The sequence below is a fragment of the Sinorhizobium sp. CCBAU 05631 genome, assembly GCF_002288505.1.
GTDB lineage: Bacteria > Pseudomonadota > Alphaproteobacteria > Rhizobiales > Rhizobiaceae > Sinorhizobium > Sinorhizobium fredii_C.
This window is the reverse complement of sequence record NZ_CP023063.1, coordinates 2,698,172-2,713,033: the sequence shown is the minus strand read 5'-3', so window position 1 is coordinate 2,713,033 and position 14,862 is coordinate 2,698,172. Positions and strand designations below refer to the sequence as shown.

The 14,862-nt window shown below is 61.8% G+C and carries 10 protein-coding genes and 2 pseudogenes; 3 read left to right on the top strand and 9 right to left on the bottom strand.

Features of this window, described 5'->3' with window-relative positions; genetic code table 11:
- Positions 1–101: 101 nt before the first annotated feature.
- The 3 genes from SS05631_RS13290 to SS05631_RS13280 form a co-directional block, all read right to left on the bottom strand.
- A complete protein-coding gene (locus tag SS05631_RS13290) occupies positions 102–785 on the bottom strand; it encodes a GntR family transcriptional regulator (RefSeq protein WP_037425770.1) in 684 nt (227 codons plus the stop codon).
- 100 nt (positions 786–885) lie between these two features.
- Positions 886–2,256 (bottom strand): aspartate aminotransferase family protein, encoded by a 1,371-nt coding sequence (locus SS05631_RS13285; protein WP_037425767.1) that lies wholly within the window; start codon positions 2,254–2,256, stop codon positions 886–888.
- Positions 2,257–2,264: 8 nt separating this feature from the next.
- On the bottom strand, positions 2,265–3,266 hold the full coding sequence (locus tag SS05631_RS13280) for a phosphotransferase (RefSeq protein ID WP_083854300.1): 1,002 nt from the start codon (positions 3,264–3,266) through the stop codon (positions 2,265–2,267).
- 615 nt (positions 3,267–3,881) lie between these two features.
- Between SS05631_RS13280 and SS05631_RS13275 the strand changes: the two genes are divergently transcribed.
- A complete protein-coding gene (locus SS05631_RS13275; RefSeq protein ID WP_037425763.1) occupies positions 3,882–4,571 on the top strand; it encodes a haloacid dehalogenase type II in 690 nt (229 codons plus the stop codon).
- 327 nt (positions 4,572–4,898) lie between these two features.
- Here SS05631_RS13275 and SS05631_RS13270 read toward each other — a convergent pair.
- From SS05631_RS13270 to SS05631_RS13260, 3 genes and pseudogenes are all read right to left on the bottom strand, one after another.
- Positions 4,899–5,234: pseudogene (locus SS05631_RS13270) on the bottom strand (M20/M25/M40 family metallo-hydrolase); the annotation flags it as partial.
- A gap of 3 nt (positions 5,235–5,237) precedes the next feature.
- Positions 5,238–6,476, bottom strand: a complete 1,239-nt coding sequence (locus tag SS05631_RS13265) for a Zn-dependent hydrolase (RefSeq protein WP_037425756.1) — start codon at positions 6,474–6,476, stop codon at positions 5,238–5,240.
- A pseudogene (locus SS05631_RS13260) lies at positions 6,473–7,670 on the bottom strand (diaminopropionate ammonia-lyase). Before SS05631_RS13260 ends, SS05631_RS13265 begins: the two are co-directional and overlap by 4 nt.
- Positions 7,671–7,769: 99 nt before the next feature.
- Between SS05631_RS13260 and SS05631_RS13255 the strand changes: the two are divergent.
- Entirely contained in the window at positions 7,770–8,246 is a 477-nt protein-coding gene (locus tag SS05631_RS13255) for an Lrp/AsnC family transcriptional regulator (protein WP_037425749.1), read from the top strand.
- A 135-nt stretch (positions 8,247–8,381) separates the two neighbouring features.
- Here the strand turns inward: SS05631_RS13255 and SS05631_RS13250 are convergent, their stop codons facing one another.
- A complete protein-coding gene (locus SS05631_RS13250; protein WP_037425751.1) occupies positions 8,382–10,367 on the bottom strand; it encodes a GGDEF and EAL domain-containing protein in 1,986 nt (661 codons plus the stop codon).
- A 308-nt stretch (positions 10,368–10,675) separates the two neighbouring features.
- On the opposite strand from SS05631_RS13250, the gene SS05631_RS13245 reads away from it, so the two are divergent.
- A complete protein-coding gene (locus SS05631_RS13245) occupies positions 10,676–11,719 on the top strand; it encodes a class I SAM-dependent methyltransferase (protein ID WP_037425747.1) in 1,044 nt (347 codons plus the stop codon).
- A 247-nt stretch (positions 11,720–11,966) separates the two neighbouring features.
- Here SS05631_RS13245 and SS05631_RS13240 read toward each other — a convergent pair whose 3' ends face one another.
- On the bottom strand, positions 11,967–13,214 hold the full coding sequence (locus SS05631_RS13240; protein ID WP_037425744.1) for a tetratricopeptide repeat protein: 1,248 nt from the start codon (positions 13,212–13,214) through the stop codon (positions 11,967–11,969).
- A 306-nt stretch (positions 13,215–13,520) separates the two neighbouring features.
- Positions 13,521–14,858 (bottom strand): HlyD family type I secretion periplasmic adaptor subunit, encoded by a 1,338-nt coding sequence (locus SS05631_RS13235; RefSeq protein WP_037425741.1) that lies wholly within the window; start codon positions 14,856–14,858, stop codon positions 13,521–13,523.
- Between the last annotated feature and the right edge of the window lie 4 nt (positions 14,859–14,862).

The window sequence follows — 14,862 nt, the reverse complement described above, 5'->3', positions numbered from 1 at the left end:
TTCCAAGTGGTGCTTGCTCCGCGTCGAACCGGCGGCACCGGCATCGTCAGCGCCGCCTGGCAGGTTATGCTCCCGAGCTGTCAGATTCCGGGGAGCGCTGGTCAACGTTGATCGAGCAACTTGATCTGGAGATCTTCCCAGTGCTCCTGGAACGCCTCCCGCGCCGTATCGTAGTGGCGGCCTCTCAAGCTGTTGATGAGCCGCTCGTGTTCCTCCGCCATTTCTTCGGCAGTGGCGTAGAAATCCTGCCGCTGTGCGAGGAGAAGCTCGATCTCGCCCTCGAGGTCTGAATAGGTTCGCTTCAGTCGAGCGCTGCCGCTAGCCGCGATGATCGCGCGGTGGAAGTCACGGTCCGCGGCAACCAGCAGGGATCTGTCGGAGGAGAGAGTCGACGCGTGCATAACCTCAACCGCCTCCAGCGCCTGAGATGGGATGACGCCGGTCAGCACGATCAGACGAATGGCCTCGCCCTCGATGGCGCCGCGCACGCGTGTGATATCGACAATATCGTCGGGTCCGAATTCGGGCACCACAAAGCCTCGGTTCGGTATCTGACGCAGCAGGCCCTGGGTGACGAGCACCTGGGCTGCTGTACGGAATGTGTGCCGCGAGGTCGAATGCTCCTCGCACATCTTCACGTCGCGAAGGAACTCGCCCGGTCGGAAATCTCCCGACAAGATGCGCCGCCGCAAGGCGTGGGTCAGGATTTCCACAGCGCTAGCGGGCAAGGGCTCGACATTCATCTCAAGATCTTCGGCTTGAGTCTTGGCGTGCAGCGGCGGCATGGCTTTGGCTTTGCTCGTTGTTTTGTTTGCATACCTACGCCACATGCGGCGGCGTAGGGCAAGGGAGACGATATTGCGCCTCCCGGCTGCATGGTGGGTCCTAGATCTGCACGGACCGAAGCGCCTCGTCGACGCCCTCGAGCAGACGCGCCGCATTGGCCGATGTGAAGATGAGCGGGGGCCTGATCTTCAGGATATGCGCGTCCGCTCCGGTCGCGGAAATGAGGATGCGCCGGTCGCGCAAGGCATTAACGGCTGCAAGTGCGCGGTCCATGTCCGGCGTTTTCCGGTCTCTATCCTTGACGAGTTCGACGGCGAAATAGAGGCCGGCCCCGCGAACATCGCCGACGAATTCATATTTCTTCTGTAGGTCCCGGAGGCCGTCGAGGATTTCGCCGCCGACCTTGGCGGCGTTGTCCATCAGGCCCTCTTCGAGGATCGTGTCGAGCACGGCCCTTGCAGCGGCGATAGCGACGGAGTTGCCGCCAAAGGTGTTGAAGTAGCGCATGCTGGATCCGAATTCGGCAACGAGTTCGGGCCGCAGGACTACGCCGGCAACGGGATAGCCGTTGCCCATGGGCTTGCCCATGGTGACGATGTCCGGATCGACCTTGTGGCGGGAGTGACCCCAAAGATGGGTGCCGGTCCGCCCGAATCCGGACTGCACCTCGTCGGCGATGAACAGCCCGCCCGCCTTGCGCACCACTTCCGCCACCGGCGCCAATACGTCCGTCGGATCGACGTAGAGACCATCGGAGGAGAAGACGGAGTCGGCGATGAAGGCCGCTAGGCCGCCGCCATGCCGTTCCATGTCGGCGATCTGCCGCGCGACATCCTCTGCCATCCGCCGGCCGATTTCCTCGACGAGCAGGCGATAGGAATCCGGCGCGGCGATCGTGCGAAGATACGGGTCCAGGGCCGACTTCTTGCCGAGTGACGGCGATATTGCCGCCACCGCGCCGCTGTTGCCGTGATAGGCTTCGGCCGTAACAATGACGCCGGTCTTGCGTGTGTGGTAGCGCGCGATACGCAAGGCGAGATCGTTGGCTTCCGAGCCGGTGCACGTGAACATCGCGCATCCGGTCCGGCCGAGTTCGCCACCGAACGTATCGATCAGGGCTTCAGCATAGTCCAGCAGGGGCTCCTGCATGTAACGCGTGTGGGTACAGAGTACCTCGAGCTGCTTCTGGATCGCCTCGACGACACGCGGATGAGAGTGCCCCAGGGATACCACGTTGTTGTAAGCGTCGAGATATTCGTTGCCGTGCTTGTCATAGAGGAAGACGCCCTTGGCACGGGAGATCTCAACCGGCGACTTGTAGAAGAGCCGATAAGCGGGCCCGAGCAGCCTTTGCCGCCTGGCGATATGCGCCAGATCATCACTTGTGAGATGAGACGTGTCCTGAGGATTGAAGCCATTTGGCATGTCGCCACGGAAGCCCTTGGGCAGGGTAGTCGCTTGCTTGGACATTACGGTTCCTATCGTGTCAGAAGATCGGAAATCTGTGCGGTCGAAATCGAGTGGAACCACTCGAGGTGGGCCCAGCCGGCTTCGGTATTGCGCAGGATATAGCGGCTATTCTCGGGGAAGATTTCGGCGCGCCAACACGTCAGCAGCGCACGGACCGCAAGACGGCCCATCGACAGGAAGGGGATGAGCCGGAGTTCCTCGTCCGTCAGTTCGGCGTGGCGGAGATAGCCGCGCAGAACGTCGCGGGGTTCGTCGAACAGGTCACGCCGGTTCCCATGGTCGAAGGTTTTTGGCATTTGATTCATCAACGCCGTGGAGACATCGACGGCGACAGCGGTACGGACCGCATCGCCGAAGTCGATGACGCCGGTCAGGAACTGCGGGCTGGCATGATCGACGACTAGGTTCGATGTATTGAAGTCGTTGTGGAGCACTTGCCGCCGGCACAGGTCGAGGCTCGGCTTGACTTCGGCAAACCGCTCAAGCGCGCGGACGGTCCAGGCACGCTTGCCGCCCCCGGGGATGAAGCTCAACAGATCGGTGAGATCGAGCAGATGGGTGACGTCCCATGCCAGCGCCCGGCGGTCTGCGGGATGCGAGAAATCGGCCATGGCATGACGCAGCTTTGCCAGGATTTCGCCGATCCGTTCGCGCTGTGGGGCTGTGGCAGATGTCCGGTCGAGCGGAGTACCTTGGAGGAAGGTGATGAGCCGCACCACGCGCCGCTCGCCGGCACTGGTCGTGATGATGGGCAAATCCCCGCCGTCGACGTCGCGAAGTGCACGGGGGACGGGTAGATCTGGCGCCCGCTGCTCGAGATGACGCATCAGCGCGACCTGGAAATCGAGCTCCTCCATCCGCTCGGAAGGATGAGCGATCTTCAGCACAAACTTCCCGCGGGCCGCACAGTTGAGGAGGAACGTGTCGTCTTTCTCAGTTTCAAAGCGCGTGGCCGAGCCACGCGCGCCATATAGTCGTTCGGCGATTTCTTCGGCTTCCGCTGCGCCCACGGGATGGCACGCCTCGGAAAGCTCAGGGACGCGGGCTGGCCCGCACTGATGCTTGTGACCCATCTTCAACTCATTCAGTTTCTGCCTCGAGAATGGGCAGCTCGATGGCCTCAGTATCTCACGATCTAATTTTTGTACAACAATTTTTTCGATTGGGATCTTTTGCGGTTGGAGGCATCAGTCTTTTTGCTGCCGGATGAACGATTGACGACCGGGCAGAATGCTCCGATGAGCTCTTGTAATCGCTGGAAAAAAGGGAAAACGGGAGGCTTCAGCCGAGAAATTTGTGCTGATGAATAGCGACGTACTCCAGCTGTGGGAAAGTAGCGGGACGTCGACCATTCAAAAAATTGTTGGACAATTGCTTGCCATCGCCGCAAAGTTATGCCAGGGTGCTCCCACTGGCCGGAATGCAGTAGTCAAGGTGGAGTGCTCCGCCTGGGTGGATTGGCCTGATATAAAAAGGCACAGGAAACGAAACTGATCAGATGCGGACATCTCAAAGATGTCTGCTTCGCTGCCGCATTGCGGTCTATCCGCACCGCGATCTCATGCCCACTACGATGATCTTGTATCGGCACACTGTGCCGTGGAAACTTGGAAGGAATACACGCCATGACCCAATTTCGACCGAAGTACGTCACCTTCGACTGCTACGGCACGCTCACAAATTTCGATATGGCCGGGGCTGCGCGGCGCGTCTACGGCGAGCGTCTCTCCCCAGAAGCGATGGCCGGCTTTGTCGAGGCTTTTAGAGGCTATCGCCTTGACGAGGTGCTAGGGCCATGGAAACCTTTCCTCGAAGTGGTGCACAATTCCGTCGAGCGCAGCTGCAAACGCATCGGTATCCCGTTCAGACCCGAAGACGCGCAACGCATCTATGACGAAGTGCCAACCTGGGGTCCGCACCCGGACGTCCCGGCTGGCCTGTCCAGGGTGGCCGAGGAAATTCCGCTAGTCATCCTGTCGAACTCCATGAACAGCCTGATCATGTCGAACGTGGAAAAGCTGGGCGCGCCCATCCATATGGTCATCACGGCAGAAGAAGTCGGGGCATACAAACCTCTGATGAAGGGCTTCGAATACATGCTCGACAAGCTCGGCTGCGGGCCCGAAGACATTACTCATGTGTCCTCATCCTTCCGCTACGACCTGATGACCGCCTATGACCTGGGCATCAAGAGCAAGGTCTGGGTCAACCGCGGCCATGAGCCGGCCAATCCCTATTACGAATACACCGAGATCAAGGATATCGGCGGGTTAGCCGCCGCTGTTGGCCTGGAGCCAGCCCTCAAGCGCGCCTGAAAAACTAGCGCTCAGGCGCTGTTGCTACGATGAGACCGGGGCGGTTCATTCGCCCCTTCTCCTATAAGGTGAGCAAGCAGGGCCTTTCGGGGAGCACGAGTGACCTGCTCGCGTTAGAGGACGATGTGTTCGAACGTGACGCAACGACACGTTGAACCGCGCTGGCACACCGGCGCCCTCTCTGGTCCTTCGACGCCTAAAGCGGACTCATGGGGCCGACCGCCTTATTTTAAATGTCTACCGTGGGCATGGAGTCCATAACCCCAGCATATAGTCCAACTCGCGCAGCCATACCCACAGCGCCGATGACACACCACGTGGACAGCGACGTGCGGCGCCGAGCAGCATCGCCGTATGGCCGTCATGGCCGTAGGCATGCATGAAGCCGGGATGGCGCGACGCATGGGGCAGGTTCGACTGTTCGGAGATGCGCAGGGCGTCCATGTCGGCCCTGAGCGCAATCGACCGGTTGCCATTGCCCCGCTTCAGTGTCGCGACGACGCCCGTGCCGCCGACTCCTTCGGCGACATCGTCGAGCCCGAACTCCCGAAGCTTTGCGGCGACGAAAGCCGAGGTCTGCCTTTCCTCGAAGCCGAATTCCGGATGGGCGTGAAGGTGGCGGCGCCACTCCCGCATCTCAGAGACCAGTCGCCCGAGATCCATCGCCTATTCCTCCTCCGTCATTTTGCGAACGACATCGAGCAGGATGTTGGCGCCGGCAATCAGGTCATCAGCCGCGGTGAATTCCTTCGGATTATGGCCGATGCCGCCCTTGCTCGGCACGAAGATCATCGCCGTGGGCGCAATCCGCGCGATCATATGCGCGTCATGGCCGGCGCCCGACGTCATCCGGCGGCAGGGAAGGGCGCGTGCCTCGGCGGCAGCCTCGATGGTCGCGACGATCCTCTCGTCGAACTTCACCGGCTCGAAGCGCGCCAGGTGTTCCACCGATATCGTGACATCCTCTTCGGCTGAAAGCGTTTCGAGGAAGCGGGCAAGGGCTGCTTCTTCCTGCTTCAGCCGCTCCTCGTCCGGGTCGCGCAGGTCGACCGTGAATGTCGCGCACGAGGGGATGACGTTGATGGCGTTGGGCTCGAATTCCATGCAGCCGACGGTCGCCACCGTCGGCGTGTTCGACGCGTTCACACGCTCCCGCAGGAAGGTGACGACGCGGGCGGCCGCGTGGCCGGCGTCGCGCCGCATGGAGATCGGCGTCGTCCCGGCATGATTGGCATCACCCTCGATCGTCACCTTCTGCCAGGAAATGCCCTGCAGGTTTTCGACCGCGCCGAGCGGGATGCCCTCGCGCTCCAGGACCGGGCCCGGCTCGATATGCAGTTCGATATAGGCGTGCGGCTTCAAAAAGCCTGGTCCCTTATCACCCGCATAGCCCGTCCGCCGGAGCTCGTCGCCGAGCTTCGATCCGTCGGTTCCGACCGTGGCAAGTGCCGCATCGGCATCGAGTCCGCCGGCATAGACGAGCGACCCCATCATGTCGGGCGCATAGCGCACGCCTTCCTCATTGGTGAAGGTGGCAACGACGATGGGGCGTGACGGCATGAAGCCCGCTTCCTTGAGCGTCTCGATCACCTCGAGGCCCGAAAGCACGCCGTAGCATCCGTCATAGATACCGGCATTGATGACCGTGTCGATGTGCGAACCGAGCATCACCGGCGCGGCATCAGCCATGCCGTCCGCAGCCCAGATGCCGAAGATATTGCCGATCCGGTCGACGGCGACGTCAAGGCCGGCCGCCTCAATCCATGAGACGAGCCGGTCGCGGCCCTCCCTGTCCGCATTGGATGCGGCAAGACGCGTCAGCTGGCCACCTTCGTCGCGGCCGATCGCACCGAGTTCGGAAAGCCGGCCGAGCAGCCGGGCGGAATCGATGGAATGTTTGCTCATGCTGCACCTCGCGACACGACATCCTCAGGCGAGAGCCCGAGGATCTCTTGGTATTTGCCCGGATCGGTCGCACCCTCCGTATTGACCAGGAAGATGCGCGATTCCGGGCCCATGGAAAGCGCCGCCTTCACTTCGCGATCGGCGACCGCCTTTAGAAAACCGGCGAGGCCGACACCGCCGCTCTCGCCGGCTACGACGGCCGGATCGGTCCCGATCGGATTGGCAAGGCGCCGCATCACCGCAACGGCGTCCTCCTCGTCGACGGTCATGAAGGCATCGGCGACGCGCGACAGGATGCGCCAGGCGACGAGCGACGGCTCGTGGCATTCGAGCATTGCCATGACGGTCGGTTCGCCATGCGGCACCGTCACGGGATGGCCGGCCCGTGCCGTTTCGAACAGGCAGGCGACGCGGGCGGGATCGACGACCGTAAAGACCGGCCGCCGCTCACCGAGCACGATCGCCAGATGGCCGGCGACCGCAGCGGCGATGCCGCCGACGCCGGACTGGATGAAGACATGGGTCGGCGGCGCCGGCATCTGCCTGAGCGCCTCGCGCACAAGCGCGGTATAGCCTTGCATCACCAGTCCTGGAATGCGCTCGTAACCCGGCCAGGAGGTGTCGGAGACGATGGTCCAGTTGCGTTCATTGGCAACACGCGCGGCCCCCTTGACGGAATCGTCGTAGCTTCCCGCGACACGGATCATCTCGGCCCCGAAGCGCGCGATCGCCGCCACGCGCTCGTCGCTGACGCCGGCATGGACAAAGATCGCCGCCCGCGCGCCGACGAGCTCGGCGCCATGGGCGACCGACCGGCCATGATTGCCGTCGGTGGCAGGCAAAGGTCATGCTACCGGCGATCTTGCGGATCTCAGGGGAATAGAGCTCGGCCATATCGACTGGCCTTCCCAACTTTGCTTCGGCTTCTTCGAGGACGAGACGGATGACGGCATAGGCGCCACCGAGCGCCTTGAAGCTGCCGAGCCCCAGCCGCTGTCCTTCGTCCTTCAGATGAATCGCGGCAACGCCGGTTTCGGCCGCGAGAGCCGGCAGGGAGACGAGCGGCGTCTCGGCATGTTGGTCGCGATAGCCGAGGTGGCGTTCCACGCCCGCCGCCGCGTCCGAGCCGAGGATCGTGGCATGCGCCGTTTCGAGCGGCAGCCGATAATCCGCGTTGCTGTTGGGGATGAACATGAAGACCTCGCTTGTTGTTTGCCGGAAACATATTGCGAAGCGCATGTACAAGGCGCTGAAATTCGCGCCTCCTTTTGCAAGTTTGTTTCGGGAGTTACCATGCCACCCCCTAACGCGCCGCAGCTCGATGCCTTCGACCGCCAAATCCTCGAGATCCTGCAGCGCGACAACACGACGCCGCAGCGCACGATCGGCGAGGCCGTCAATCTCTCCGCACCCGCCGTACAGCGGCGCATCAAGCGGATGACGGAACAGGGCGTCATACGCGCCAATATCGCCGTCATCGACCCCGCCGCCGTCGGCCAGGCGATCACCATCTTCGTCGAGGTGGAGCTCATCAGCGAGACGGCGGAACAGATTGAGCAGGCTAAGCGCGAATTCGCCGCCGCCCCTGAGATCCAGCAATGCTATTACGTGACCGGCGAGGCCGACTTCGTCCTCGTCATCGTCGTGCCCTCGATGGCCGACTATGAAGCACTCACCCGCCGCCTGTTCTTCGGCAACAACAACGTCAAACGCTTCCGCACCTTCGTCGCCATGGACAGGATCAAGGTGGGGCTGAGCGTTCCGACGTAAAGGTCGCTTTGCACCTCACAAAGTGGGCAAAGCGGCCTCGGTGGCAAGCGTGGCGGCCTGCAGGTCTTCCATTGCCCGTCGAGTCAGCTTCGGCGTTCAATGCGGTGCTTGTCAGCCGGCCGTGCTGGGGGGGTGTCAGAGCCGCCGCTGGCCTGTTTTTGGCACTGAGGGGAGGCGGAAAGTCTGCGCGGGCGCCGGACGGCCGACATGGAATCCCTGGACCTGGTCGATACGGAATTGTCGCATCAATGCCAGTTGTTCCTCGGTCTCCACGCCTTCCACGAGGATCTTATGGCCGCGATTTCGCACGAGTCCGATAATGTCCTCAAGCATCGCCTTGCCCCGCGGGGTGTCGCAGTCGTGCAGGAAGGAGCGGTCGATCTTCACCGTGTCGAAATCGATCAGCCGCAGCCAGGACAGGCCGGCGAAGCCCGTTCCGAAGTCGTCGAGCCATATCCTGACGCCGAGCGTCTTGAGGTCGCTGATGCAGCGCAGGATATCGGAATGCATCTCCATCTCCAGGCCCTCGGTGATTTCGAGAGCCAGTCGGCCGCCGGCAACGCCGGTTTCGCCGAGAATCGCCGCTACGGAGGCCGCGAAGCCCGGTGATTTCAGCTGGATCGGGGAGACGTTCACACTGACGACGGGCACGTGCTCGGCGGCCAGAAGTTCGCGGCACACCCTCTTGATCGCCCAACGCCCGAGATCCAGGATGGCGCCGGTGCGCTCCGCGACCGGAATGAAGAGGCTGGGGGGCACCGCGGTGCCATCCAGCATTTTCAGCCGCATGAGCGCCTCGACCGCATCGACGCGTCCCGATGCGACGTTTCGAATAGGCTGATAGACGAGCGAGACGAGGTCCTGATCGATGGCAATTTTCAGCAGGGCGGCGATGTTCTCGCTCTCGTCGCTGCTGAGCGGATCATTCGGATCGAAGAGCCGGGCGCAGTTGCGGCCGCTCGCCTTTGCGCCATAAAGCGCCCGATCGGCCTCGTGGATCAGCCTCTCGAGCTTTGAGCCCGTCTGATTTCGGCTGAACGCCGCACCGACGCTGACGGTGACGACCGACATTCCGTCGCGCCGCTGCCCGTGCTCCAGAGCCAGTTTTTCCACGCTGCAACGGATCGCTTCGGCAAGCGCGGCCGCCTCGTCGCTGGTCTCCAGACGGGCGAGCACAATGAACTCTTCGCCGCCGTAGCGGCCGATCGAACCGTTGACCGGCTCGATCGAGTCCTTGAGAGCGCTGGCGACGAGAACGAGACAGCGGTCGCCCTCCTGGTGCCCATAGAAGTCGTTGTATTTCTTGAAGAAGTCCACGTCGATGAGGAACGCGGCGAAACTCGTTCCCTTCTTCTGCCAGTCACTCCAATAGTCGCGGAGCTTCTGGTCGACGGCGCGGCGGTTGTCGAGGCCGGTCAGCGAATCTGTATTCGACAGCCGCAGCAGGGCCCTGCCGCGTTCGGAGGCCTCCTTCTGCTGAATGCGCGCTTCGAAGGCGTTGAGAAAGACCTTGTAGCGCTCCCTGTTGAGCTTCCAGTTCACATAGGAGGTGAAGACGAAGCAGGAGATGTTGAAGGTGCCGAAGGCGAGCCGGTAGGAGACCTCCGCCGGAGAGAAGGACAGCACCGCCGCAAAGAAAATCATCAGGATGGTGACGGATGCGAACAGCGAAACGCGGAACTGGAAGCTGAAGAACAGATTGACGCTCATCATGAAGATCGCGCCGAAGACCATGTAATAGGAGATGCTTTCGGTGTCTGCGGTCATCATCGCCGGATAGAGCCATCCGGCATAGGCGACGACGAGCGCTGCGGCAGCCGTGACGTCGATCGCGTTCGCGCTGGCGTTCAGCCGGATCTGCGCCTCGATCAGCATCAGCGCGACGATCGCAATCGTGAATCGCGCCGCAATCGTATAATGCGCCACATCCGGAACCAGCAGGATGTCGGTAATCGAAAACAACAGATAGACCGCGACAGCGGTCCAGAACCCGTGCCGCGTCGCCTGCTTGCGAGCGCCTTCACCCTCGTTTTCATAGAGCGCGCGCAGCTCGGTCGAGGCCGGTCGCGGCGGCTCTCTGTGAAGGTCGATCTCAACTACGTCGGCCAGCCTGTGCTTCATGCACCGATCCATTGCGTTTGCGTCTTCTTGTAAGCCCGAAGTCTCTCTTCGACGAGTGGCACGGGGGCGTCCTGCACTTGCCGCTTGCTTGGGGAGATACTGAGGGCGCGCAGCATTGTTCGGCACATTAGTTCAGGTCCATTAAGTTTTGCTGAATTGGAAATGGGGCAAAGGTGCACGTAATAGTGTAGCAAAACAGGTCAGTCGGGGCGGTCGTTAACCATAATATTCGAAAGGTTGAAATTGGATTTGGCGCACTCGCGGTTCTTGCGCATAATGTTAACGATCTATTAACGGATGAGTCTCGCGTGACCCAAATTCAGATTGCCTTCGACGGCGAAAGCCTCATTACCCCCACCGCCATCACAACCGAACTCTCGACAGCCAAGACGGATCGCCATGACGAGCAGCTCAGAACCGGCGAAGCCGAGGTCGCTCTGGCGCTGATGATTGCCCAGCAGCAGATCGAGCAGCGCCGCGAGCCGCCGTCGATCATTCACCAGCTGATCGGCGCGCTTCACGAGATACGCCGCAAGTCCGATCCGAGCGTCTGGCAGGAGCTGATCCCGATCGTCCAGAACCATCCGGCGGCGAATTACTTCCATGAGGATCCGTTCACGCGCTGGTCCTTCCGCAAACCGCGCGGCTATTCCGGCGACGCGCAGCTGATCGACTTCATCTACGGCCATCCGAGCGTGTCCGAGGAGATCGCCAAGGCCTCTCCGCTTGGGCGCACGCTTTACGAATACACGAAGAATGCGCCGTCCTCGGTAGCCGTCAGGGAACGCCGCGACCTCTTGACCCGGCATGTCGACGCGATCGCCGCCGAAAAGGGGCCCGAGACGGAAATCCTGACGATCGCGGCCGGTCATCTGCGCGAGGCCGATCGCTCGGTGGCGTTGCAGGAGCGGCGGATCAAGCGCTGGATCGCTCTCGATCAGGACCCATCGAGCGTCGGGTCGATGGTTCGCGACTTCAGGGGAACTTGCGTCGAGGCGATCGACGGTTCCGTTCGCGGCCTTCTGACCAGGTCCCAGGAACTGGGCCAGTTCGACTTCATCTACGCCGCCGGCCTCTATGATTACTTGGCGGACAAGGTGGCGGTGAAGCTCACGCAGCGATGCCTCGAAATGCTGAAGCCGGGAGGGATCTTCCTCTTCGCCAATTTCGCGCAGGACATCAGCGACGACGGTTATATGGAGACGTTGATGAACTGGGCGCTGTTGCTGCGCTCGGAAGCGGCCATGTGGAGCATCATCAATGCGAGCGTCGACCGCAACGCGATCGACGCTCGGCTGGAATTCGGCGCCAACCGCAACATCGTCTACGGTATCCTGCAGAAGCGTTCCTAATTACAGCGCCGCGCGTCCTATCAGACGCGCAAAGGTCGCTGTAACACCTTGAAAGGCTGCACGGCTTTGTCCTTAAATCGAGATCGATTCAAGGAGACATGAAGTAGGCGACGCCGAGGGCGTTCGCGGGCTTCAGCCCCGTCGCGACCGGCTTTCGTTTCCGCATCCGGCAGGACGCGCAACAGCACGGAAGCCGCCGTCCCGCTCTGTCGAGCGGGACGGCGAAGCTGATTCCGGGTCCGGCCCGTCAGTGTCTCCGTTTCGAGCCGTGGGGGTCGATCCGGATCGGTCTCGCATGCAGATGGGCGGAGACGCCGGCGGGCACGGAAGGCTTGAGGAGTGCGGCCGGAGGCAGGAGCCGAACGGCTATTGCGGGAGCCGCCGGGGTCTCGCGGGAGCGACGGCCCGCCTGCGCTAGTGGCTTCTGCGGCGTCCGCTTGGTTGCCCTCTGCTCTTCCATCGCCGATCGCAACCGCAGGCGCGACACCGCCTCCCGCGATCTGAGCTTGCATCGGAGATGCTCCGGATCGTCGGAAGCGATGCCTTCGAAACTCAGGAAGGTGGCGATGGCAGCGTCTCTCTGGCCTGCGGCCAGCAGACAGACGGCCAGTTTGAACCGGACGAGGCCGAGATGCGCGCTTCGGGCAAGCAGATCCTCGAAGGTTTCGCTCGCCTCATGGTAGCGGGCTTGCGCCATCAGGGCGTCGCCCAGCCGGTGCTGGATCTTGTCCGCCTCCGGCATAGCCGAGAGGAGGCCGCGATAAAGATGTTCCGCTTCGGCGTGGTCTCCCCTTTCGGTGCAGAGCTGTGCCAAGCCGTAGCGGGCATAGACATGCTTGGGGGCTGCATGGATCACCTGCCGATACCCGGTCTCCGCTGCGTCCAGCTTGCCTCGGCTGTGCAGCTCCATGGCGCGCTCGAAGACGAAGTCGATGCTGCGCTGATTGAGACAGTCGCGCAGATTGCGGCCGGTGCGCGTCTTGACGAGGAGGCAGCGGACCGGCTGTTCGCAGACATCGGACCCGTCCTCGCCGCCGCCGCCATCCTCGCGGATAAACTGTTCGTCGGCAAAGGCGTCGAGCAAGCGCTCAGTCCGGTCGGAGGCAAGATCGAGATAGTCGAACCGCAGGCTTGCCCAGTTCTCGCGACGAATGATGCTGGCGGATGCATCCGCCGCCTCATTCTCGAGGCCCGGCATGCAAAGCAGGCCGGCGCGGCCGGAGCCGTGATTGCCGATCATCAGAATCTCGTCGCAGAACAGGCCGCTCGTCTTGTCGCGGTAGGTTGCCACGCGAAGCGGCAGAAAGGCGCAGTAATCCGCATCGTCGGGTCGCCTTAGCGCCAGGATAAACCACCGCTCCTGCCGGGGCAGGTACTGGCGCAGCCAATCCCAGGAAAGGCAAGGGTGGGAGTCGGGATCGTTGCGATAAAGCTCGTCCCAGGTTTTGCGGATATTCTCAAAATCCTCAATACGCTCAATAATTTCTGTAAACATAGCTCCTCGCAATGAAATAAGTAATGAAAATAAAATGCGACTATAGGACTTAAATTATCGAAACGTGAGCTAGCAATAAGTGAGAATAGTAGCAATTTGCGAGTTATTTTGCAATGGCTAGGCACGTCAAGAGTGTGGACGACTAAGCAAGAATCCGGCCTCCCCGTCCTATCCGTCGGCCGGCAGGCAAGCCGTCCCTTGACTGCCCACAAATGCGGCCGACCCCGGCCAACGCTCGGTGCGTCAGGGGGTCGGCTTCGTGAGGCTTCGCCGGCGTCGACGGTGACTGGCTTAAGGCGGCCGGTTCTAGCGCTCCATGAAGGCGCGCGCCATGCTGTCGCGGATCGGCTTCGTCAGGTAGTCGAAGAAGGTCCGCTCGGCCGTCTGGATGAGAATCTCGGCTGGCATGCCGGGCGTCGGGACGAAGCCGGAGACGCGCGAGACTTCGCTCATCGGCAGGCTCACTCTGGCGAGATAGACTTCCTGCATGCCGTTGGTCGCCGGATCGGGCATGGAGTCGGCGGAGACATAGTAGACCTCGCCGTTCAGCACCGGCGTCGTCCGCTGGTTGAGGGCGGTGAGCCTCACGGTCGCCTTCTGGCCGATCTTGACGCTGTCGATCTGGGTGCGCAGCACCTGCGCTTCGATGATAAGCGGCACGTCCGAAGGAAGGATTTCCATGATCGGCTTGCCGGTTTCGACAACGCCGCCGGGCGTGTGATAGTAGAGCCGCACGACCGTGCCGCTAACTGGGGCGTTTATCGTGGCGCGGCGCAACACGCTGGCGGCTCCCGTCAGCTGCTCGCGAACGGAGTCCAGTTCTGCTTCCACCTTCTGGAGCTCTTCCAGGGCCGCTTCACGATAGCTTTCCTCCGTCTGGCGGATCTGCTGCTCCTGCTTTAGGATTTGCGAGCCGGTTTCGGAGATCTCGGAGCGCAGCCTGCCGACCTGCCCCTCGGCGTCGGCAATCGCCCGCTGAATGCTCTTGATCTCCGTCTTTCGGATCAGGTTCTTGTCGAGCAGCGACTTCTTGCCGGCATATTCTTCCTGGAGGAGCGTATGTTGCTGGCGAACCGCCTCGAGTTGCTGCTGGTAACCTTCGGCACGGAACTGAAAACCCTCGATATTCTGTTTGTACAGGCCGATTTCGCTGTCCAGCTTGCTTTTCCAGGCCCGGAAATTGAGCTCCTGGCTTCGAACCATCGGTTCGACTTCGGGATCCTGCAGATGCGGGGCGAGGATTTCCGGCATTTCAATAGTGTCGGCACCCTCCACCTGAGCCATCAGCCTGGCGACGATCGCCTCGAGCCTGGCGCGGCGCAGAAAGAGCTGGCGTTGATTGGCGAGCGCTGCCGTCTCGTCCAGCCGCATCAGCGGCTGATCGGCGACGACATGATCCCCCTCGCTGACCAGGATGTCCTCGATGATCCCGCCTTCCAGATGCTGGATGATCTTGTTCTGACCGGTGGCGACGAAACTGCCCTGGGCGATGACGGCGGCGGCGAGCGGCGCGGTGAAGGACCAGAGGCCGAAGCCGCCGAATGTGACCGCCATTAGCGCCAGTCCGGCGATTGTCTGTTTCCAGATCGACCGCGGAACCTCTGCATACCATTCGAGATCGTAAACTTTGACTAGGTCCGTCATGGTT